This is a genomic window from Micrococcus sp. EYE_212, from assembly GCF_023147585.1.
GTDB lineage: Bacteria > Actinomycetota > Actinomycetes > Actinomycetales > Micrococcaceae > Micrococcus.
This window is the reverse complement of the sequence record NZ_JAHXOZ010000001.1, coordinates 312,963-334,842: the sequence shown is the minus strand read 5'-3', so window position 1 is coordinate 334,842 and position 21,880 is coordinate 312,963. Positions and strand designations below refer to the sequence as shown.

General features: G+C 74.2%; 21 protein-coding genes. 18 read left to right on the top strand and 3 right to left on the bottom strand.

The window, feature by feature from the left end; translation table 11 throughout:
• Positions 1-134: 134 nt before the first annotated feature.
• The 12 genes from KZX60_RS01570 (at position 135) to KZX60_RS01515 (ending at position 12,219) form a co-directional block, all read left to right on the top strand.
• Positions 135-1,961, top strand: a complete 1,827-nt coding sequence (locus KZX60_RS01570) for a proline--tRNA ligase (protein WP_248115269.1) — start codon at positions 135-137, stop codon at positions 1,959-1,961.
• A gap of 1 nt (position 1,962) precedes the next feature.
• Complete coding sequence (locus KZX60_RS01565; protein WP_248115268.1) at positions 1,963-2,754, top strand: TSUP family transporter; 792 nt, start codon at positions 1,963-1,965, stop codon at positions 2,752-2,754.
• 58 nt (positions 2,755-2,812) lie between these two features.
• Complete coding sequence (locus KZX60_RS01560; protein ID WP_248115267.1) at positions 2,813-3,403, top strand: ribosome assembly cofactor RimP; 591 nt, start codon at positions 2,813-2,815, stop codon at positions 3,401-3,403.
• Positions 3,404-4,390: a transcription termination factor NusA gene (gene nusA / locus KZX60_RS01555; protein WP_248115266.1), complete on the top strand. Its 987-nt coding sequence runs from the start codon at positions 3,404-3,406 to the stop codon at positions 4,388-4,390. It abuts the gene before it with no gap.
• An 86-nt stretch (positions 4,391-4,476) separates the two neighbouring features.
• The gene (locus KZX60_RS01550; protein WP_248115265.1) at positions 4,477-4,821 is read left to right on the top strand and encodes a YlxR family protein; all 345 of its coding nucleotides are present in this window, start codon (positions 4,477-4,479) and stop codon (positions 4,819-4,821) included.
• Between the two features lie 190 nt (positions 4,822-5,011).
• Positions 5,012-7,966, top strand: coding sequence for a translation initiation factor IF-2 (gene infB / locus KZX60_RS01545; protein WP_248115264.1), 2,955 nt, complete (start codon positions 5,012-5,014; stop codon positions 7,964-7,966).
• A gap of 89 nt (positions 7,967-8,055) precedes the next feature.
• Entirely contained in the window at positions 8,056-8,505 is a 450-nt protein-coding gene (gene rbfA, locus KZX60_RS01540; RefSeq protein WP_248115263.1) for a 30S ribosome-binding factor RbfA, read from the top strand.
• Positions 8,506-8,601: 96 nt separating this feature from the next.
• Positions 8,602-9,528 (top strand): tRNA pseudouridine(55) synthase TruB, encoded by a 927-nt coding sequence (gene truB / locus KZX60_RS01535; RefSeq protein WP_248115325.1) that lies wholly within the window; start codon positions 8,602-8,604, stop codon positions 9,526-9,528.
• On the top strand, positions 9,525-9,893 hold the full coding sequence (locus KZX60_RS01530) for a hypothetical protein (RefSeq protein WP_248115262.1): 369 nt from the start codon (positions 9,525-9,527) through the stop codon (positions 9,891-9,893). The genes truB and KZX60_RS01530 overlap by 4 nt, the downstream gene beginning before the upstream one ends.
• A gap of 8 nt (positions 9,894-9,901) precedes the next feature.
• The gene (locus KZX60_RS01525; RefSeq protein ID WP_248115261.1) at positions 9,902-10,342 is read left to right on the top strand and encodes a hypothetical protein; all 441 of its coding nucleotides are present in this window, start codon (positions 9,902-9,904) and stop codon (positions 10,340-10,342) included.
• Positions 10,343-11,320: a bifunctional riboflavin kinase/FAD synthetase gene (locus tag KZX60_RS01520; protein ID WP_248115260.1), complete on the top strand. Its 978-nt coding sequence runs from the start codon at positions 10,343-10,345 to the stop codon at positions 11,318-11,320.
• An 8-nt stretch (positions 11,321-11,328) separates the two neighbouring features.
• The gene (locus tag KZX60_RS01515) at positions 11,329-12,219 is read left to right on the top strand and encodes a class I SAM-dependent methyltransferase (protein WP_248115259.1); all 891 of its coding nucleotides are present in this window, start codon (positions 11,329-11,331) and stop codon (positions 12,217-12,219) included.
• Here the strand turns inward: KZX60_RS01515 and KZX60_RS01510 are convergent, their stop codons facing one another.
• Positions 12,220-13,218, bottom strand: coding sequence for a CPBP family intramembrane glutamic endopeptidase (locus KZX60_RS01510; protein ID WP_248115258.1), 999 nt, complete (start codon positions 13,216-13,218; stop codon positions 12,220-12,222).
• Positions 13,219-13,385: 167 nt separating this feature from the next.
• Here KZX60_RS01510 and rpsO point away from each other — a divergent pair, with 167 nt between their 5' ends.
• On the top strand, positions 13,386-13,655 hold the full coding sequence (gene rpsO, locus KZX60_RS01505; RefSeq protein ID WP_002855292.1) for a 30S ribosomal protein S15: 270 nt from the start codon (positions 13,386-13,388) through the stop codon (positions 13,653-13,655).
• Between the two features lie 255 nt (positions 13,656-13,910).
• Entirely contained in the window at positions 13,911-16,172 is a 2,262-nt protein-coding gene (locus tag KZX60_RS01500; RefSeq protein ID WP_248115257.1) for a polyribonucleotide nucleotidyltransferase, read from the top strand.
• 119 nt (positions 16,173-16,291) lie between these two features.
• Here the strand turns inward: KZX60_RS01500 and KZX60_RS01495 are convergent, their stop codons facing one another.
• On the bottom strand, positions 16,292-16,735 hold the full coding sequence (locus KZX60_RS01495) for a hypothetical protein (protein ID WP_248115256.1): 444 nt from the start codon (positions 16,733-16,735) through the stop codon (positions 16,292-16,294).
• Positions 16,736-16,855: 120 nt separating this feature from the next.
• Between KZX60_RS01495 and KZX60_RS01490 the strand changes: the two genes are divergently transcribed.
• From KZX60_RS01490 to KZX60_RS01475, 4 genes are read left to right on the top strand one after another with little or no spacing between them, the layout of a single operon-like run.
• Positions 16,856-18,088 carry a hypothetical protein gene (locus tag KZX60_RS01490; RefSeq protein WP_248115255.1) on the top strand — a complete coding sequence of 411 codons (1,233 nt, stop codon included), beginning with the start codon at positions 16,856-16,858 and terminating at the stop codon, positions 18,086-18,088.
• Positions 18,072-19,391 (top strand): pitrilysin family protein, encoded by a 1,320-nt coding sequence (locus KZX60_RS01485; RefSeq protein ID WP_248115254.1) that lies wholly within the window; start codon positions 18,072-18,074, stop codon positions 19,389-19,391. The genes KZX60_RS01490 and KZX60_RS01485 overlap by 17 nt, the downstream gene beginning before the upstream one ends.
• Before the next feature lie 24 nt (positions 19,392-19,415).
• Positions 19,416-20,195, top strand: coding sequence for a 4-hydroxy-tetrahydrodipicolinate reductase (gene dapB / locus KZX60_RS01480; protein ID WP_248115253.1), 780 nt, complete (start codon positions 19,416-19,418; stop codon positions 20,193-20,195).
• The gene (locus KZX60_RS01475; protein WP_248115252.1) at positions 20,188-20,652 is read left to right on the top strand and encodes a hypothetical protein; all 465 of its coding nucleotides are present in this window, start codon (positions 20,188-20,190) and stop codon (positions 20,650-20,652) included. Before dapB ends, KZX60_RS01475 begins: the two co-directional genes overlap by 8 nt.
• 19 nt (positions 20,653-20,671) lie before the next feature.
• On the opposite strand, the gene KZX60_RS01470 is transcribed toward KZX60_RS01475, so the two are convergent.
• A complete protein-coding gene (locus KZX60_RS01470) occupies positions 20,672-21,853 on the bottom strand; it encodes a heparan-alpha-glucosaminide N-acetyltransferase domain-containing protein (RefSeq protein WP_248115251.1) in 1,182 nt (393 codons plus the stop codon).
• Between the last annotated feature and the right edge of the window lie 27 nt (positions 21,854-21,880).

Here is a 21,880-nt window from a genome sequence, read left to right as displayed (position 1 = left end):
CCTGTGCCCGGGCACCGAGGACGCAGACGGACATGGGCGGGCCGGCCGCTAGGATCGACGTCGACGACGCCCCCGACGGACCGGCCGGCGTCCACCGACCCGTGCTCGCGCGCTGCCCCTGAAGGAGTCCTCCCATGCCTCTGCGCATGTCCACCCTGTTCCTGCGGACCCTGCGCGATGCCCCGGCCGACGCCGAGGTGGCGAGCCACCAGCTGCTCGTGCGGGCCGGAATGATCCGCCGCGCCGCCCCCGGCATCTACACGTGGCTGCCCCTGGGCCTGCGCGTGCTGCGCCGCGTGGAGGCGGTCGTGCGCGAGGAGATGGACGCCATCGGCGCCCAGGAGGTGCACTTCCCCGCGCTGCTGCCGCGCGAGCCCTACGAGGCCTCCGGCCGGTGGGAGGAGTACGGGGACGGCCTGTTCCGCCTCCAGGACCGCAAGGGTGCCGACTACCTGCTGGCCCCCACGCACGAGGAGATGTTCACCCTCCTCGTCAAGGACCTCTACTCGTCCTACAAGGACCTGCCGGCGTACCTGTACCAGATCCAGACGAAGTACCGGGACGAGGCCCGCCCGCGCGCCGGCCTGCTGCGCGGCCGCGAGTTCGTCATGAAGGACTCCTACTCCTTCACGGTGGACGACGCCGGCCTCGACGACGCCTACGAGGCCCACCGCGCCGCGTACCTGCGCATCTTCGAGCGGCTCGGCCTCGAGGTCGTGCCGGTGAAGGCCACCTCCGGCGCCATGGGCGGCTCCCGCTCCGAGGAGTTCCTGCACCCCACCGAGGTCGGCGAGGACACCTTCGTGGAGTCCGACGGCGGCTACCGCGCCAACGTCGAGGCCGTCACCACCGTGGCCCCCGAGCCCCTCGACGAGGCCGCGATGGCCGCGCTGCCGGCGGCCGAGGTCAAGGAGACCCCGGACTCCACGACCATCGCGGCGCTCGTGGACGTCGCCAACGACCTGGCCCCGCGGGCCGACCGCCCGTGGGAGGCCGCGGACACCCTCAAATGCGTCGTGCTCACCGCCGTCGTCGACGGCGGCGAGCGCCGCCAGTTCGTCGTCGCCGTCCCCGGCGACCGAGAGGTCGACGTCAAGCGGCTCGAGGCGTCCGTCGGCCCGGCCCTCGGGGTCGTCGGGGAGCCCACGGTCGAGGCCGCCACGGCCGAGGACCTCAAGCGCCACCCCGCCCTCGTCAAGGGCTACATCGGCCCGGCCGGGGCCGGCGAGATCGAGGGCACCCCCGTGCTCGGCGCCGAGGGCTCGGTGTCCGGCCTGCCCCTGTTCGTGGACCCGCGCGTCGCCCCCGGGACCGCCTGGGTGACCGGTGCCAACGCGGACCAGCGCCACGCCTTCGGCGTCGTCGCCGGCCGCGACTTCCGATGGGACGCGGTCCTCGAGGCCACCGTCGTGCGCGAGGGCGACGCCGCCCCGGACGGCTCCGGCCCGCTCCACTCCCGCCGCGGCATGGAGATGGGGCACATCTTCCAGCTGGGTCGCAAGTACGCCGAGGCCCTCGACCTGAAGGTCCTCGACGTCAACGGCAAGCAGGTCGTGGTGACCATGGGCTCCTACGGCATCGGCGTGACCCGCGCCGTCGCCGCGATCGCCGAGCGCTACCGCGACGACAAGGGCCTCGCGTGGCCGCGCGCGGTCGCCCCGGCCGACGTGCACGTGGTCGTGGCGACCAAGGGGGAGGACGGCGTCGCCGCCGCCCTGGACCTGGCCGAGGGCCTCGAGGCCCACGGTCTCACCGTGATCGTGGACGACCGCGCCAAGGTGAGCCCCGGCGTGAAGTTCAAGGACGCCGAGCTGATCGGCGTGCCGACCGCCGTCGTGATCGGCCGCGGCCTGGCCGACGGCGAGCTCGAGCTCAAGGACCGTGCCACGGGGGAGGCCCGCACCGTGCCGGTGGCCGACGCGGTCGCCGAGGTCGTGGCCGAGGTGCGTCACGGGCGCTGAGATGTTCGGCGCCGTCGAGCTGACGACGGGCCTGGTGGTGCTGCTCCTGGCCGCGGGCTTCGCCGCCGGCTGGGTGGACGCCGTCGTCGGCGGGGGCGGGCTGCTGCAGCTGCCCGTCATGCTGCTGGTGCCGGGGCTCACGCCCGTGCAGGCCCTGGCCACCAACAAGCTGGGCTCCGTGTTCGGCACCGCGACGTCGGCGATCACCTACCGGCGCCGGCTCGGCTCGGACCTGCGCACGGCGCTGCCCATGGCCGCGCTGGCCTTCGCGACCTCCCTCGGCGGGGCGGTCGTGGCCACGCTGCTCCCCACGGGGGTGATCCGGCCCGTGATCCTCGCGGCGCTCGTGACGGTGTGGATCGTCACCGCGACCCGACCGCAGCTGGGCCGGGTCGCCGCCCTCAAGCACACGGGGGCCGCCCACCTGACGCGGGCCCTGGCCCTCGGCGGGGCGGTCGGCTTCTACGACGGGATGATCGGGCCCGGCACGGGGACCTTCCTCATCCTGGGACTGGTGGCGCTGCTCGGACACGACTTCCTGCAGGCCTCGGCCCAGGCCAAGGTGGTCAACCTGGCCACCAACCTCGGCGCCCTGGCGTTCTTCCTGCCCGCGGGCCACGCGGTGCTCGGCCTGGGCCTCCTCCTCGGCGCGGCCAACCTCGCGGGCGGCTACGTGGGCGCGCGCATGGCGATCGCGCGGGGGACCGGGTTCATCCGGGTGGTCTTCCTCGCGGTCGTCTCCGCGCTGATCGTGAAGGTGGGCGTGGACACCCTGGCCCCGCTCGTGGGGTGAGGCGCCGGCCGCGGCGGTACGCTGGCCCTGCCCGCCCCCGACCCCTCAGGAGCCCCGCATGGACCCGCAGGAGACCACCGACCGTCCCGAGAGCGCTGCGCTGACGGCGATGGTCGAGGACGCCGTGGCCGACGCCGGCGTCGTGGTGGAGGAGGTGCGCGTGGCCGGCGCCGCCGCCACCCCGACCGTGGAGGTCGTCCTGGACCGCGCCGCCGGACCCGAGGGCCTGAGCCTGGACGAGGTGGCCGCCCTGAGCGCCCGCGTCTCCGCCGCGCTGGACGCCGCCGGGGACGAGGTCCCGGGCGTGGGCGCCGGCGAGTACATGCTCGAGGTCACCACGGCCGGCGTCGATCGCCCGCTCACGCAGCCGCGCCACTTCGAGCGCAACGTGGGCCGCCTCGTGAGCGTGTCCGTGGACGGGGCCGAGCCGGTCACCGCGCGCCTCACAGACGTCGGGGAGCACGACGTCGAGCTCGTCGTGGTCCGCCCCGGCGCCAAGAAGGGCATGCCCGCCAAGGAGCTGCCGGCCGAGCGGGTGGGGATGGAGCGACTGGGGCCGGCCGTGGTGCAGGTAGAGTGGGGCACCGCCCGCGAGCCCGGTGAGTCCCCGGACCGGGCCGAGCACACGGCAGAGCACACGGAGGCATAAGTGGATATCGACATGAGCGCGCTGCGCATGCTGGTGGCCGAGCGGGACATCCCGCTGGACCGGCTCGTCCCCACCATCGAGCAGGCCCTGCTCATGGCGTACCAGCGGACCCCGGGCGCCCTGAAGCGCGCCCGCGCGGAGCTGGACCGCACGAGCGGCCACGTGACCATCTGGGCCACGGAGCTGGACGAGGAGGGCGCGGCCGTCGGCGAGTTCGACGACACCCCCAACGGCTTCGGCCGGGTCGCGGCGTCCACCGCACGCCAGGTCATCCTGCAGCGCCTGCGCGAGGCGGACGACGACAAGGTGCTGGGCGAGTTCAAGGAGAAGGAGGGAGAGCTCGTCTCCGGCGTCGTCCAGCAGGGCAACAACCGCCAGATGATCCAGGTGAACTTGGGCACCCTCGAGGCCGTGCTCCCGCCGCCCGAGCAGGTGCCGGGGGAGCAGTACCCCCATGGCCGCCGCCTGCGCACCTACGTGGTCTCCGCGAACCGCGGCAGCAAGGGCCCGTCCGTGACCGTCTCCCGCTCGCACCCGAACCTCGTGCGGCGCCTCTTCGAGCTCGAGGTCCCCGAGATCGCCGACGGCTCGGTGGAGATCACGGCCCTGGCCCGCGAGGCCGGCCACCGCACCAAGATGGCGGTCAAGGCCACCCGGGCGGGCATCAACGCCAAGGGCGCCGCGATCGGGGAGATGGGCTCGCGCGTGCGCGCCGTCATGACCGAGCTCGGCGACGAGAAGATCGACATCGTGGAGCACTCGGACGACCCGGCCGCGATGATCGCCCACGCCCTCTCCCCGGCCCAGACGGTCTCCGTGGAGATCGTGGACGCCGACCAGCACTCCGCGCGCGTGGTGGTGCCGCAGCACCAGCTCTCCCTCGCGATCGGCAAGGAGGGCCAGAACGCCCGCCTCGCCGCGAAGCTCACCGGCTGGCGCATCGACATCGTCGGCGACGGCGCCGCGGCGCAGGCGCCCGGGCACTGATGCCCGGGCCCGGGAGGAGATCCCGGCCGGGACGCGCTAGGATGGATGAGGTCCATTCTCGTTCCGACACCGTGTGAGGAGACCGCATGACGTCCCAGACGGTCGTGCGGACCTGCATCGGATGCCGGGCGAGGGCGGACCAGGAAGAGCTGGTGCGCGTGGCACTGGACCCCGCGACGGAACCCCCCACCGTCGTCTGGGACCGGAGTCGTCGACGTCCCGGACGCGGTGCCTGGGTGCACCCCGGGCCGGACTGCCTCCTCCTCGCCGTGCGCCGTCGGGCGTTCCACCGGGCCTTCAGGGCCGCCGTGGACGCCGACGGGCTCACACGCGAGGCGGGCGGTCCCGGCGAGGGATCCCCGAGCGCCGCGCGGACGCGGAACGCCGCACCGGCTGCAGACACGACAGATGAAGGCGGGTCAGAGATCTGATGCGTACCCGATGAGCACTGAAGCATGAGTGCCCAACGATGAACTTCACCCCCTGCTATCAGGCAGGCCGCGGCGCGCGCACCCTCGAGGTGTCCCGTGCGGCCTGGACAAACGTCAACGGTCTCGCGCCGCGCTGAATCGGAAGCCCCCCGGCTCCCCTGAAGGCCCGTGAGGCCAGAACAGGAGAACCGTGGCAAAGGTCCGCGTCCATGAGCTCGCCAAAGAGCTCGGCATCACCTCCAAGGAGGCCTTGAGCACCCTCAAGGATCTCGGCGAGTTCGTCAGCTCCGCCTCCTCCACCATCGAGCCCCCGGTGGTCAAGAAGCTGCGCGGCGCCTACCCCGGCGCCGGCAAGGCCGGCGGCACGGGCGCCGCGAAGGCCGCCGCCCCTTCCGCCCCCGCGGCGGGTGCCCCGAGCACGTCCGCCCAGGGCGCGCCCACCCCGTCGCCGCGCGGCCCGAAGCCGGGCTCGGCCGCACCCAAGCCCGGGTCTGCGGCTCCCAAGCCGGGTCAGGCCGCCGCCCCCGCTGCGCCGGCGGCGCCCGAGCCGACGCCGGCCGCCGCGCCGCAGGCGCCCGCCCGCGCCGAGACCCCGGCTCCCGCCCCGACGCAGGCTCCCGCGCCGACGCCCGAGCAGGCTCCGACGCCGGCTCCGGCCGCCCCGCAGGAGTCCCGACAGGGCACGCCGCAGGCCCCCGCCGCGTCGACGCCCTCCGCGCCGACGTCGGCGGCCTCGACGCCCACCCCGGGCGCGGCCGCTCCCAAGCCGGGCGGTGCCAAGCCGGGCGCCCCGCGCCCCGGCAACAACCCGTTCACCTCGAAGGCCGCCCCCGGCGGCGGCGCCCCGCGTCCGGGCGCCCGTCCCGGCGGTGCCGGTGCGCGCGGCGGTGCGCCGCGCCCGGGCAACAACCCGTTCGCGCCCTCGCAGGGCATGCGCGCCGGCCGTGAGGACCGCGCGCCGCGTCCGGGCGGCCCCCGTCCGGCGGCGGGCGCGGCCGGTCCCCGTCCCGGCGGTCCGCGTCCCGCGGCCGGCGCCGCGGGCCCTCGCCCCGGTGCGGGCGGCGCCCGTCCGAACCCGGGCATGATGCCCAAGCAGATCACCCCTGCGCCCGCTCCGGGCCGCGGCGGCGGCCGTGGCCGTCCGGGCGCGGGCGCGCCCGGCGGCGGTCCGGCCCGTCCGGGTGGTCCCGGCGGCCGCGGCGGCCGTGGCAACGCTCAGGGTGCGTTCGGCCGCGGCGGCGGAGCGCGCAAGGGGCGCAAGTCCAAGCGCGCGAAGCGTCAGGAGTTCGAACAGCAGCACACCCGCGAGATCGGCGGCGTCAAGGTCCCCAAGGGCGACGGCACCACGATCCTGCGCCTGCGCCGCGGCGCCTCGCTCGCGGACTTCGCCGACAAGATCCGCGCGGACACCGCGGACCTCGTGAAGGTGCTCTTCACCCTGGGCGAGATGGCCTCGGCCAACCAGTCCCTGGACGAGGAGACCTTCCAGCTGCTCGGCGAGGAGCTGGGCTACCGCGTCCACATCGTCTCCCCGGAGGACGAGGACAAGGAGCTGCTCGAGGCGTTCGACATCGACCTCGACGCCGAGGAGGCCAACGAGGACGACGCCGACCTGGCGCCCCGCCCCGCGGTCGTCACCGTCATGGGCCACGTGGACCACGGCAAGACCCGCCTCCTGGACTCGATCCGCTCGGCGAACGTCACCGAGGGCGAGGCCGGCGGCATCACCCAGCACATCGGCGCGTACCAGGTGCCGGTGGAGCACGAGGGCGAGGAGCGACGCCTGACCTTCATCGACACCCCCGGTCACGAGGCCTTCACGGCCATGCGTGCCCGCGGTGCGAAGGTCACCGACATCGCCGTGCTCGTAGTCGCCGCCGACGACGGCGTCATGCCGCAGACCGTCGAGGCGCTCAACCACGCCCAGGCGGCCGACGTGCCGATCGTGGTCGCGGTCAACAAGATCGACAAGGAGGGCGCGTCGCCGGAGAAGATCCGCGGCCAGCTCACCGAGTACGGCCTGGTGCCCGAGGAGTACGGCGGCGACACCATGTTCGTCGACGTCTCCGCGCGCAACAACGAGAACATCGACAAGCTGCTCGAGGCGGTCCTGCTCACCGCGGACGCCGCCCTCGAGCTCACGGCGAATCCCACCAAGGACGCGCGCGGCGTGGCCATCGAGGCGAACCTCGACAGGGGCCGCGGCGCCGTCGTCACCGTGCTGGTGCAGACCGGCACGCTGCGGGTCGGCGACACCGTGGTGGTGGGCTCCGCCCACGGCCGCGTCCGCGCGATGTTCGACGAGAACGGCGACACCGTCTCGGAGGCGACCCCGTCGCGTCCGGTCCAGGTCCTGGGCCTGTCGTCCGTGCCCCGTGCCGGCGACACCTTCCTGGTCACCGAGGACGAGCGCACCGCTCGTCAGATCGCGGAGAAGCGCGAGGCCGCCGAGCGCAACGCCCAGCTGGCCAAGCGCCGCAAGCGCATCACGCTCGAGGACTTCGACCAGGCCGTGGCCGAGGGCAAGATCGACACCCTCAACCTCATCATCAAGGGCGACGCCGCCGGTCCGGTGGAGGCGCTCGAGGACTCGCTCCTCAAGGTCGAGGTGGGCGACGACGTGCAGCTGCGCGTCATCCACCGCGGCGTGGGCGCGATCACGCAGAACGACGTGAACCTGGCGACGGTGGACAACGCCATCATCATCGGCTTCAACGTCCGTCCTGCCGAGCGGGTGGCCGACCTGGCCGACCGCGAGGGCGTGGACATGCGGTTCTACTCCGTCATCTACGACGCGATCGACGACATCGAGAACGCCCTCAAGGGCATGCTCAAGCCGGAGTACGAGGAGGTGCAGCTCGGCACCGCCGAGGTGCGCGAGGTCTTCCGCTCCTCCAAGTGGGGCAGCATCGCGGGCACGCTCGTGCGCTCGGGCCTCATCCGCCGCAACGCCTCGGCGCGCCTCGTGCGCGACGGCATGGTGGTGGCGGACAACCTCAAGATCGAGTCGCTGCGCCGCTTCAAGGACGACGCCACCGAGGTCCGCGAGGGCTACGAGTGCGGCATCGGCCTGGGCAGCTTCAACGACATCAAGGAGGACGACGTGATCGAGACCTTCGAGATGCAGGAGAAGCCCCGCGCGTGATCGAGGGGGCGTCGGGGCCCGTGAGGGACCCCGGCGCCCCACCGTGCCGGCCGCGACCGCGGCCGGCTGACCCGGAAGGAAGTGCAGCCATGGCCGATCCGGCCCGTGCTGGCCGACTGGCCCAGCGCATCAAGGTCCTCGTGGCGGAGGCGCTGCGCCGCGCCGTGAAGGACGACCGCGTCGAGCCCGTCACCGTGACGGAGGTTCGCGTGACCAACGACCTCCAGCACGCCACCGTCTACTACACCGTGCTCGGCGACGACGCGGCCGTCGACGCCGCCCACGCGGCCATCCAGGAGAACCGCGGCGTGCTGCGCCGCGAGGTGGGACGTGGCCTCACCATCCGCCTGGTGCCGACGCTCGAGTTCGTCGCGGACACCGTCCCGGAGGCGGCCGCGCACCTGGAGGACGTCCTCCGCGCCGCCAAGGAGCGGGACGCCGAGCTGGCGAAGGCCCGCGAGGGCGCGCAGTACGCCGGCGACGCGGACCCGTACCGCACCGCCGAGGACGACGCCGACGACGACGAGCAGCGGGCCTGAGGCGACGCCGACGTGAACGCGCGCACCGCCGCAGGACACACCCCTGCGGGACAGACCCCCGACGCCCCGGGAACGGCGGCGTCGGGGGTCGTCCTCGTGGACAAGCCGCAGGGCTGGACCTCGCACGACGTCGTCGGGCGGGTCCGTCGGCTCGCCGGCACCCGCAAGGTGGGCCACGCCGGCACGCTCGACCCCATGGCGACGGGCCTGCTGGTGGTGGGCCTGAACAAGGCCACCCGGCTGCTCACCGCCATCACGGGCACGGACAAGACGTACACGGCGACCATCCGCCTCGGGCAGTCGACCGTCACGGACGACGCCGAGGGCGAGGTCGTGGCCACCCGCCTGGCGAACGCCGTCACCCCCGACCGCGTGGCGGAGCACGTCGCCGCCCTCACGGGCCGCATCCAGCAGGTCCCGTCGTCGGTCTCGGCGATCAAGGTGGCCGGGAAGCGCTCCTACGACCGCGTGCGCGCGGGCGAGGACGTGGAGCTGGCCTCCCGCGAGGTCACCGTGCACTCCTTCGAGGTCACGGACCAACGCCGGCTCGACGGCGGCCGGCTCGTGGACCTGGACGTCACCGTGCGCTGCTCCTCGGGCACCTACATCCGCGCGTTGGCGCGCGACCTGGGGGAGGCCCTCGACACGGGCGGCCACCTCACGGCGCTGCGCCGCACGCACGTGGGCCCGTTCCACGTGGCCGACGCCGTGACCCTCGACCAGCTCGCCGAGCGGTTCTCCATGACGGAGCTCTCCGCGGCCGCCGCCGTCCTCTTCCCGGTGCGCGAGCTCACGGAGCACGAGGCGCGGGAGCTCTCCTTCGGGCGGGCGATCGACCCCTCGGGCGAGCTCTCCGGCACGCCCGGCGCGCCGACTCCGCCCTCCTCCGGCGGCGAGGCCGCCCTCGTGGCCGGACGGGCCCCCGGCGGCGCCGTCGTCGCGCTTCTGCAGGACGGCCGCCGCGCGGGCCGTGACGTGGCCCGGCCCCACCTGGTCTTCGAACCGGCGGGGGGCGACGCGTGATCCTCGACGGATGGTTCTGGGCGGGCACCGTGATCGGCGTCCTGTCCTTCCTGACCTGCGTGGTGATGACGGCCGTGCGACGCCACCCCGCCGACTCCTCGATCCTCTCCGTGGCCGCGGTCGAGCTCTTCCTGCTCGTGTACGCGGGGGCCGCGGCGTTCCGCCAGCTCGGCGGGCAGCCGCTGAACGGGCCCGGCTGGGAGTTCTGGGGCTACGTGCTCACGGCGCTCATCGTGCCGGTGGTCGCGGTGGGCTGGGCGGCCTCGGACAAGACGCGCTGGTCCAACCTCGTGCTGGCCGTCGTCGGGCCGACCATCGTGGTCATGCTGCACCGCATGCAAGTCATCTGGTTCGGACAGTGGTGAGAGGACCCATGGAGACGACGCCCGCCCGCAGCACCCGCGCCCCCCGCAACCAGGGGTTCGGCCGGATCATCGTGATGGTCTACGCCGTGTTCGCGCTCTCGGCCTTCGCGCGCAGCCTCTTCCAGCTGCTGACCCAGTTCAGCGTGGCGCCGCTGGCGTACCTGCTCTCGGCGTTCGCGGCCCTCGTGTACATCGTGGCCACCCTCTCGCTCGCCCGCACGGGTGCGCGGGCGTGGCGCGTCGCGGTGGCGGCCGTGGGCGTGGAGCTCGTGGGCGTCGTGGGGGTGGGTCTGCTGACCCTCCTGGACCCCCAGCTGTTCGCGGACGAGACCGTGTGGTCGCGCTTCGGCGCGGGCTACGGCTACGTCCCGCTCGTGCTGCCGATCGTGGGCCTGGCCTGGCTGCTCGCGCACCGGCCCTCCCGCGCCGACGGGGCCGGGGTGCGCTGAATGCTGATCTGGAAGAGCCTCGCGGAGGTCCCCGCGGACCTGCGGCGGACCGTGGTCACGCTCGGCAACTTCGACGGCGTGCACCGCGGCCACCGGCAGGTGCTGCGCCGCGTCGTCGAGCTGGCCCGCGAGCAGGACGCCCTCGCCGTGGCCGTGACCTTCACGCCGCACCCGCGCGCCGTGCACCGCCCCGAGGTCCCGCACGAGGACATCGTGAGCACCGAGCAGCGGCTGCTCCTCCTCGAGGAGGCCGGGATCGATGCCGTCCTGCTGCAGCGCTACAGCCTCGAGTTCGCCCGGCAGGGCCCCGAGGAGTTCGTGCGGGGCATGTTCGTGGACGGGCTCCGCGCGTGCGCCGTCGTCGTGGGCCACGACGTGCGCTTCGGCCAGGACAACGCCGGCGACTTCACCGCGATGGTGGCCCTGGGGGAGCGGCACGGCTTCGAGGTGGAGGCGGTGGACGAGTTCCCGGCCCTCGAGGGCGCGACGCCCGAGCGCCGCTGCTCCTCCACGTGGATCCGCGAGGCCCTCGCCGCGGGCGACGTCGCCCAGGCGGCCGCCGTGCTGGGCCGGAACCACGTGCTCGCCGGCGAGGTCGTCCACGGCTTCGCCCGCGGCCGCGAGCTCGGCTTCCCCACGGCCAACCTCGCGGCGGACGTGGCCGGCATGGTCCCGGCCGACGGCGTGTACGCGGGCTGGCTGCACGACGCCGACGGCGCGGCCCACCCCGCCGCGATCTCGATCGGCTCCAACCCCACCTTCGAGGGCGTCTCGCGCGTGGTCGAGGCCCACGTGATCGACCGCCCCGAGGAGCGCGTCGAGGACTTCGACCTCTACGGTCAGCACGTCGACGTCGAGTTCGTCGAGCGGCTGCGCGGCATGGTCGCCTACGAGGGCGTCGAGAAGCTTGTTGCCCAGATGCGCGACGACGTCGACCGGGCGCGCGCCATCCTCGGCGCGGCGCCGCGCCCGTCCTGAACGCCGCCGTGAGCGTCCCCGAGCAGCCCGATCCGAGCCTGCCCGGCCGGCCCGTCCCGAGCCTGCCCGGCCGCCCCGCGCGGCCGCGCACGGACGCACCCAACCCCTTCGGCCTCGGCGGAGCGGCGGCGGGGGAGCACTACGACGCCGTCCGGCCCTCCTATCCGGAGGCGTGCGTGGACTGGGTGCTCACGGATCCGGCCGCGTCGGAGCCGAGCGCCGCGGGGCGCGGTCTCGACGTCGTGGAGCTCGGCGCCGGAACGGGCCTGTTCACGCGGCAGCTGGCGGCGCGACCGACCTCACGGGTCCGCGGCGTCGTGGCCACGGAGCCGTCGGAGGCCATGCGGGCCGTGCTCGAGCGCGACGTCGCCGCACTCGACCCCGCCCTGCCCGACCGCGTCCGCGCCCTGCCCGGCACGGCCGAGGCGACCGGCCTGCCGGAGGCGAGCGCCGACGTCGTGGTGGCGGCCCAGGCATGGCACTGGACGGACGTGCCCGTTGCGAGCGCCGAGGCCGCGCGGGTGCTGCGCCCGGGCGGGCGGCTCGCGGCGGTGTGGAACCAGCTGGACACCTCCGTGCCGTGGGTGCACCGGCTCACCCGGATCATGCGCGCCGGCGACGTCCACGCCGCCAAGCCGGAGCAGCGCCGGTTCGCGGCCCCGTTCGGAGCGGAGGAGCACGCGCGGTGGACGTGGACCGTGGAGCAGCCCGTGCCGCAGCTGCACGGGCTCATGGCATCGCGTGCGTCCTGGCTGCGCGCCTCCGAGGCCACCCGGGCCAGGATGGCGGCGAACCTGGACTGGTACCTCCTCGAGCACCTCGGCCACGCGCCGGCCGCCGTGATCGCGCTGCCCTACGTCACGGTGGCGTGGCGGGCCACGGCCCCTCGGCGCCGCTGATCAGGGGCGCGCGCCGACGCTGACCGGCACGGCGCGGGCGACGCCCGCCCGCTTCGCCTGCCACAGCAGCAGGGCGGTCGCGAGCGAGATCACGACGACGGACACCAGGGTCGCCAGGGGTGAGCCCGTGGCCTCCGCGTCCACGTAGCTCTCGTCCACGGTCCCCGCGAGGGTGCCGGCGGCGAGGATGACGACGTTGTTCACCACGTGCAGGGCCACGGCCGCCTCGAGCCCGCCCGTGCGCCAGGTCAGGACCACCGCGGCGACCGCGAACACGGCCAGGTCCAGCAGGATCCACGGGTCGAGGGAGCCGTGGGCCAGGGCGAACGTCCCGGCCGAGACGAGCGCGGTGAGCACCACGGCCGGCACGGGGCGGCGGAACCACGAGCCGATGGCCAGGAGCAGCCAGCCGCGGAACAGGTATTCCTCGCCGGCGGCCTGGAGGGGGGTCAGCACGAACGTCATGGCCAGGAGCCAGGCCCAGTCCGCGGAGCGCGGGGCGGTGGGGGTGCCGTCGAGGGCCCAGGTGCCGAGCACGTAGACGAGGAAGAGCGGCAGCAGCACGAGGTGCGCGCGCAGCAGCCAGTGCCAGCGCACGCGGCCCTCGACCGAGTGGACGAACCGGGCGGCCACGGGGTGGCAGACGGCCACGGCGAGCAGGGCGACGCCGATCAGCGCGATGAGCGGCAGGTTGTTCAGGAGCGTCAGCGGCGCGGAGTTCGAGAAGGCGGCCTCCTCCACCGCGGCGACGTCCTCCGGGTCGGAGGAGAGGAGCGCGTCCCATCCGACCTCGGAGAGGATCGCGGCCGACATGGCCGGCAGCAGCGCCGCGATCAGGGCCAGCAGCGATCCGAGCACGAGGAGCAGCGAGAGCAGCGGCTGCCACCACCGGCTGCGCGGGGTCCGCAGCAGCTGGGGGTACTCGTGGCCGATGAGGGGCAGGTCGAGCGGGCGGAGGGGAGGGCCGAGCGGGCCGAGCGGCGGGGGAGCGGAGGTCACGGCACCACCGTAGGGGCGGCGCGCCGTCGGGCGCCTCCGCCGTCGGGATGATCCTGCGGTAGACTCGACCATCGGCCTCCCTGCAGTCCGCGGTGGAGAGGCCCCGCGCCGTGCCCTCGGGCTCGCGCGGCTCCCCGTTCGCGGTACCGAAGAGAAGGAGGCCTGACATGGCCCTGGATCCCGCTGTCAAGCAGCAGATCATCAAGGAGTACGCCACTCACGAGGGCGACACCGGCTCCCCGGAGGTCCAGATCGCGGTGCTCTCGCGCCGCATCAAGGACCTGACCGAGCACCTCAAGGAGCACAAGCACGACCACCACACCCGCCGTGGCCTCATGGGCCTCGTGGGCCGCCGTCGTCGCATGCTCGGCTACCTGCAGAAGGTCGACATCGAGCGCTACCGCGCACTGATCGAGCGCCTCGGCCTCCGCAAGTGACCCGCCGCTGAGGGCGGCATCGGCCCGTGGGACCTCCCGCGGACACCGGTGCCGCCCTTAGTGTAGGAACCGTGCGCCGCCAACCGGGCGGTCCGCACCAGCAAGAGAACCACCCAGACGGACCCGCACCCATCCTTCGCGGTCCTCGACAGTGGCTCCCGGACGCCCGCCTCGCAGCGGGCAGGCCGAGGGCCTCGATCGAAGACCAGGACGATGGCACCGACGCGGGCTCGTCGTCCTGAAAGGAGGGACCCCATGGAAGGTCCTGAGATCACGTTCGCCGAAGCCGCCATCGACAACGGTGCCTATGGCACCCGCACCGTCCGGTTCGAGACCGGCCGCCTCGCCCAGCAGGCCGCCGGCGCCGCGATGGTGTACATCGACGAGGAGACGTCGATGCTGTCCGCCACCACGGTGGGCAAGTCCCCGCGCGAGGGCTTCGACTTCTTCCCCCTCACGGTGGACGTCGAGGAGCGCATGTACGCCGCCGGCCGCATCCCCGGCTCGTTCTTCCGCCGCGAGGGCCGTCCGTCCACGGACGCCATCCTCACCTGCCGCCTGATCGACCGCCCGCTGCGCCCCGCGTTCGTCAAGGGCATCCGCAACGAGGTGCAGGTCGTCGTGACCGTTACCTCCATCGCGCCCGACGAGATCTACGACACGGTGGCCATCAACGCCGCCTCGCTGTCCACGCAGCTCTCCGGCCTGCCGTTCTCCGGCCCCATCGGCGGCGTCCGCGTCGCGCTGATGGACGACGGCTCCGGCAAGCGCCAGTGGGTCGCCTTCCCGAAGCACTCGCAGCTCAAGGACGCCGTGTTCAACATGGCCGTCGCCGGCCGCGTCTCGGGCGACGACGTCGCGATCATGATGGTCGAGGCCGAGGCCACCCCCGACTCCTGGACCCTCATCAAGGATTCCGGCGCCTCCGCGCCCACCGAGGAGGTCGTGGCCGAGGGCCTCGAGGCCGCCAAGCCGTTCATCCGCGCGCTGTGCGAGGCCCAGGCCGACCTGGCCGCCCGCGCCGGCAAGGCGCCCGTCGAGGTGCCGGTCTTCAAGGACTACGAGGACGACGCGTACGCCGCCGTCGAGAAGCTCGCCTCGAAGCGCCTCACCGAGATCTTCTCGATCGGGGACAAGCAGGAGCGCGAGTCCGCCTCGGACGACTACCAGCGCGAGGTCATCGAGAAGCTGGCCGGCGAGGGCGAGAAGTTCGCCGACCGCCGCGGCGAGATCGCCAAGGCCTACGGCTCCGTGACCAAGCAGGTCGTGCGCCAGCGCATCCTCAAGGAGCAGGTCCGCATCGACGGCCGCGGCCTCACGGACATCCGCAAGCTCACCGCCGAGGTCGAGGTCCTGCCCCGCGTGCACGGCTCCGCGATCTTCGAGCGCGGCGAGACCCAGATCATGGGCGTCACCACGCTCAACATGCTCAAGATGGAGCAGCAGATCGACTCGCTGGCGCCGGAGACGTCCAAGCGCTACATGCACCACTACAACTTCCCGCCGTACTCCACCGGCGAGACCGGCCGCGTGGGCTCGCCCAAGCGCCGCGAGATCGGCCACGGCGCGCTCGCCGAGCGTGCGCTCGTGCCGGTGCTGCCGGAGCGCGAGGAGTTCCCCTACGCGATCCGCCAGGTCTCCGAGGCCCTCGGCTCCAACGGCTCCACGTCGATGGGCTCCGTGTGCGCCTCCACCCTGTCCCTGCTGAACGCGGGCGTGCCGCTGCGCGCTCCCGTGGCCGGCATCGCGATGGGCCTGGTCTCCGCCGAGGTGAACGGCCAGACCCAGTACGCGGCCCTGACCGACATCCTGGGCGCCGAGGACGCGTTCGGCGACATGGACTTCAAGGTGGCAGGCACCTCGGAGTTCGTCACCGCGATCCAGCTGGACACCAAGCTCGACGGCATCCCGGCCTCCGTGCTGGCCGCCGCGCTGACCCAGGCCCGCGAGGCCCGTCTGCACATCCTCTCCGTGCTCAACGCGGCGATCGACACCCCGGACGAGCTGGCGCCCACCGCGCCGCGCATCATCGCCGTGAAGATCCCCGTGGACAAGATCGGTGCGGTCATCGGCCCCAAGGGCGCCATGATCAACCAGATCCAGGACGACACGGGCGCGGACATCTCGATCGAGGACGACGGCACCGTGCTCATCGGCGCGACCGACGGCCCCTCGGCCGAGGCCGCCCGCTCGGCCGTGAACGCGATCGCCAACCCGCAGGTCCCCGAGATCGGCGAGCGCTACCTCGGCACCGTGGTGAAGTTGACCACCTTCGGCGCCTTCGTCTCGCTCACCCCGGGCAAGGACGGCCTGCTGCACATCTCCGAGCTCCGGAAGATGAACGGCGGCAACCGCGTGGACGACGTCGAGGACGTCCTCGGCGTGGGCCAGAAGGTCCAGGTCGAGATCACCAAGATCGACGACCGCGGCAAGCTCTCTCTCTCCCCGGTCGTGGCCGACGACGCCGCGGACTCGGAGACCGAGGACGCCATCGAGTCCTCGCAGACCGAGGCCTGATCCCGGTGATCCGGGGCTGAGGCCCATCGCCTCCGCCTGACGCACGACGACGCCGCGCCCTCCGCTGGAGGGTGCGGCGTCGTCGTCGTACGGGGGGGCAAGGCCGGGGCAGGGCCGGGTCAGCGCCGGGACAATGCCGCGACGGCGATGCTGACCAGCAGCGCGGGCACCCATGCGCCCAGCCTCATCATCACGAAGAACACGATCTCCCACCCGAGGTCCCAGCCTCCGGCGTGCGTCCCGGAGTCGAGGATCATCGCGCCGGCGGCGAATCCCGCGACATAGGCCGCGAGGCCGCCGAGGACGAGCCGGGCCGGGCCGGTGCGGCACGTGAGGAGCAGGAGCCCCGTGACGGCCGCCCATGCGAGCGGACCGAGCACCACGATCGGATCCAGGCCGGGGAGGAGAGCGCTCCAGGTGAACCCGCTGCCGTCGAGGAGAGTGGGCACCAGGGCCTGCGTGACGTAGATCAGCAGGGCGCCGACCGCGACGAGCAGCACGGTGCGGGCGGGGCCGGGGGAGCGGCTGGACCGGCTCGATCGGGAGGGGACGGACGCGCTCATGACGTCAGACTAGGCCGCGTGAGGCGGCATGCGCAGGGGGGCGGGCACCGTCCCGACCGCTCCTCCACAATTCTGGGCGGCTCGCTCAACCCGTCCGGGACCCTTCGTGGCGTGGGGGTCATGGATGAGCGGACGGTGACGCGCGGGGCGCGGGCGCGGAGCGGGGCGGAGGCCCCCGCCCTGGGCGAGCCCTGTGAAGATCCGGCGCGCGTCCCTCATCTGGATCAGCCGCTGTGCCCGGATCGGCCATCCTCCCCGGGCCTCACTCGCACAGCGGATCTGGGCCGCCGGCCCCTGGGCGCCAACCACGTCGTCGACGTCGTCCGGGAGCTGGCCGCCGCCGACCTTCCTGAGGACGAGTCCGCCTGCCTCGAGGCCGTTCGCGCGCTCGAGGAGCTCAAGGCCTCCGCCTCCGCTGCCCAGGCGACGCAAACGGCCCGTCTCCACTCGCTGCGCTCCGCAGCCGAGGGGGAGCGGGGCATCGCCCGGCGGGACCGCTGCCGTGGGCTGGGCTCGGAGGTCGCGCTCGCCCGGCGGGAGTCTCCCCACCGCGGCGGTCGGCACGTGGGCATGGACCGTGCTCTCGTCCACGAGATGCCGCACACGCTGACGGCCCTCACCCGCGGCCTGATCTCGGAGGAGCACGCGACGGTCAAGGCGCGGGAGAGCATCTGGCTCGAGCCGGCGCAGCGCCGCCGGGTGGACGAGCTCATGGCGGACAGGCTCGGTGAGACGGGGATCCGTCGCCTCGGAGGCGAGGCCCGTGCTCACGCACTGCGGCTGGATCAGGCCGGCGCGGTGGAGCGTCGGGAGCGGTCCCCTGCGCAGCGGCGGGTGAGCGTGCGCCCGGCGCCGGCTGCCGCGGGCGCGGGCATGGCCCACCTGAGTGCGCTGCTGCCCCTCGAGCAGGCCGTCGCGGCGTTCGCCGGCCTCACCCGGGACGCGGCCACCATCGTGGGCACGGGCGACCATCCCCACGCGCACTCCACCGGTCGCTCCTCGGCCACGCCTGCGGTGCCAGTGCCAGTGCCGGTGCCGGTGACCCGGCGTGGCTCCCCGGTCACGGCCCCGTCCCGGGCGGCGTCGCCCGGGCTATGCTCGGCCTCGCCTCGCCTCGCCTCGCGCGGGGCGGGGGAGGACGGCGCGACGTCGGAGGACGCTTGTCTCCTTCTGCGCCGCCTCTCCACGGCACCGGAGTCCGGTCAGCTGCTCGCCATGGAGTCGCGGGCCCGGATCTTCCCTCCCGTGCTGCGACGCAGGGTCACCCTGCGCGACGACCGGTGCCGCACCCCGTTCTGCGACGCCCCGCCCCCGCCGATCGGACAGAATGGCCAGCATGAGCATTCAGCGTGAGATCCCCCTGGACTTTAACGGCGTCCTCGCGGACGAGGGCAACGGGTCCGTCGTCCGGCGGTCCGTCCTCCCCGGCGGCGTGCGCGTCCTCACCGAGTCCATGCCGGACCAGCGCTCCGTCACCATCGGCTACTGGGTCGCGGTCGGCTCGCGGGACGAGTCCACCGACGGCTACGGCTCCACCCACTTCCTGGAGCACCTGCTCTTCAAGGGCACCGCCACCCGTTCGGCGATGGACATCGCCGCGGCCTTCGACCGCGTGGGCGGCGAGTCCAACGCGGGCACCGCGAAGGAGTCGACGGTCTACCACGCGCGCGTGCTCGACGAGGACCTCCCCATGGCCGTCGAGGTCCTCACGGACATGCTCACCTCGTCCGTCCTCGACCCGGACGAGCTCGAGACCGAGCGCGGCGTCATCCTGGAGGAGCTCGCGATGGACGCCGACGACCCCGTCGACGTCGCCCACGAGAAGCTCGCCGAGGTCATGCTGGACGGGCATCCGCTCGGCCGCCCCATCGGCGGCACCCCGGAGACCATCCTCGCCGTCAGCCGCGAGCGTGTCCTCGCCCACTACCGGCACTGGTACCGGCCGGACGAGCTGGTGGTCACCGCCGCGGGCCACCTGGACCACGACGTCGTCTGCGGCCTCGTCCTCGACGCCCTGCGCCGCTCCGGCTGGGACCTGGCTCCGGGTGCGTCCCCGGCGCCGCGGCGCGGCGTCGACACCGCGGGCGCCGCGGCCTCCCGCGTGCTGACCGGCACGCACACCGTGGAGAAGGCCGTGGAGCAGGCCAATGTGATCGTCGGCGGCCGCTCCCTCTCCACCACGGACCCGGACCGCTTCGCCCTCGGAGTCATGCAGTCCGTGCTCGGCGGCGGCATGTCCTCGCGGCTGTTCCAGGAGATCCGTGAGCGGCGCGGCCTCGCCTACTCCACGTACTCCTTCTCGGCGGGCTACTCCGACGCCGGCTACTACGGCCTCTATGCGGGCTGCCAGCCGGACCGGGTGGACGAGGTCTCCGCCCTCATGGAGGCCGAGCTCGACCGCATGGCCTCCGAGGACATCACGGCCGAGGAGCTCGACCGCGCCCACGGTCAGCTCTGCGGCGGCACCGTGCTGGGCATGGAGTCCACCGGCGCCCGCATGTCGCGCCTCGGCCGCGCCGAGCTGGTCACGGGCGAGTTCGTCGACCTCGCCGCCTCGCTCGAGCGAGTGCGCGCCGTCGACGTCGGCCAGGTCCGCGCCGTCGCCGCGCGTCTGGCGGCGGGGGAGCGGGGACGCGTCGTCGTCGCTCCCGCCTGAGGCGAGACCACTAGGCTGGATCCCATGACTGACACCCCTCACGCTGCCCCCGAGGCCGCCCCGCGCGTCGCCGTCCTGGGCGCGAACGGCAAGATGGGCCGCCGGGCCGTTGAGGCCGTCCGTGCCGCCGAGGGCCTCGAGCTCGCCGCCGAGCTCGGCTCGCGGGACCCGCTGACGGCCGTCGTCGACGCCGGCGCCACCCACGTCCTGGACCTCACCGTCCCGGACGCCTCGCCGGACAACGTCGCCTTCGCGGTGGAGAACGGGCTCCACGCCGTCGTCGGGACCTCGGGGTGGGGCCCCGAGCGCCGCGTGGCTCTCGAGGCCCGGCTGGCCGAGCACCCCGGGGTCGGCGTGCTGATCGCCCCCAACTTCTCCGTGGGGTCGGTGCTCGCCTCCGCGTTCGCCGCCAAGGCGGCGCGGTGGTTCGAGTCGGTCGAGCTCATCGAGCTGCACCACCCCGCCAAGCTGGACGCCCCCTCCGGCACGGCGGTGCGCACCGCCGAGCTGATCGGCGACGCACGGGCCGCGGCGGGCGTCGGCCCCTCACCCGACGCGACGGAGCGTGACCCCGACGGAGCACGGGGCGCCGTCGTGAACGGGGTGCACGTGCACGCCGTGCGCCTGCGCGGCCTCGAGGCCCATCAGGAGGTCCTCCTGGGCGGGCCGGGGGAGCAGCTCGTGGTGCGCCACGATGCCTTCGACCGCGGCGCCTACATGCCGGGCGTCGTGCTGGGCCTCCGGACCGTGGCCTCCCGCCCCGGTCTCACCTACGGACTGGACGGATACCTCGACCTTGGCTGAGACCACCCGCTCGACCCTCGCGTCCAAGGTGTGGGTGGGCTTCACGAGCGCGCTCCTGCTCTTCTTCTCCGCGATCGCGGTGTACTTCGCCGTCGCCTTCATGTCTGCGCCCCAGTTCGTGGCGAAGGCCATCGGCGTCGCCGTGATCGTCGTGGTCGTCCTGGGCCTGCTCCTGCTGGCACGCGAGCTGCGCTTCGGTCTCCAGACGGAGCGGCTCGCCGGCATCCTGGCGGCCGACGGCGAGCTGCCCGCCGACGACCTGCCGCGCTCGCCCGGAGGCCGGATCGACCGCGCCGCGGCCGACGCCCAGTTCGAGACCTGCCGGGCCGAGGTCGAGGCTGCGCCGCGGGACTGGCGTGCCCGCTACCGGCTGTCCCTCGCCTACGACGCCGCGGGGGACCGCCGCCGGGCCCGTGCCGCGGCGCGCGACGCCGTCCGCCTGCACGCCGAGGGCTGAGCCCCCGCCGCCGCGGGCCTCACTCGCCCGCGCGGGAGAGCTCCGCGACGCCCGCCTCGAGCGGGCCCCGCCGACCCGTGCGCAGCGCCGCGAAGCCCGCGCCCAGGCACAGGGCCCAGAACGCGGCGACGACGGCCCCGCCCTCGGACGGCAGCCCCGCCGTGCCCAGCGCGGCGATGAGCACGAGGTGCCCCACGTAGAGGCTGAGCGTCACCCGCCCGGCCCCGGCGAGCGGGGCGAGCGCGGGGCGGAGGCCGCTCGCCCGCGCGGCCAGCAGGCACAGCCCCAGGACCGCCGCCGCCCAGCCCGCCGCGCGCACCGCCTCGAGCACGGATCCCGCGTGCGGGGCCACCACCGCGAGCCACAGCGGATCGGGCACGAGCCATGCGAGGCGGTGGTCCCCCGTGGCCAGGGCCGTCGGCAGCTCGGCGAGGGACACGCCCGTGCCGGCGGCGATCCGCTGGAGCTGTGCGGGGTCGTGGTGCTGCCACGAACCGGCCGCGCTCGCGGCCGCCCCGGCCACGGCGCCACCGGCGAGCAGGGCCGCGGCCACGCGCGGACGCTCCAGCTCCAGGCGCCCCAGCCACAGGCCGAGCAGCAGGAAGCCGATCCACGAGAGGACGGGGTAGTAGCCGGTCAGCAGCAGGTCGGTGAGCAGCAGCCCCGGGGTGAGGAGATGCTCCGGGGCGGGGGTGACCCACAGGCGGGCGTCCATGAGGAACTCCTCGTGCCCCAGCAGGGCCTGCCCCGCCGCGCTGAGCGCGAAGACCAGCACGGGGCCGCCGAGCAGCCCGACCCCCGCCGGCAGTGCGAGCGCGCGGGCCCGCAGCCCCAGGAACGGCAGGGCGAGGAGGAAGAGGAGTCCGTCGTGGCACAGGATCACGGCCACGGGCGTCCCCAGCCACGCGCACGCCAGCCCGAGCGCGAAGAGCAGGCCGGCGCGGCGGGCGATCCTGCGGCGCAGCAGGGGCAGACGGGCCGGGTCCGCTCCGGCCGCCCCGCCCGTCATGAGGGCGAGGCCCACCCCGGCGAGTGTGACGAAGAGGACCGAGGCCAGCCCCCCGAAGAGGAGGTGGGCCAGGCTCGGCTCCCCGTCGGCGTCGAGGGGGGCGGTGACGTGCACGGCGACCATCCCCAGCAGGGCGACGCCACGGGCGGCGTCCACTCCGGCCAGCCGTGCGGGCGGGGCGGGGTGCGTCATCAAGGCTCCTCGGAGGGCGGGGTGGGC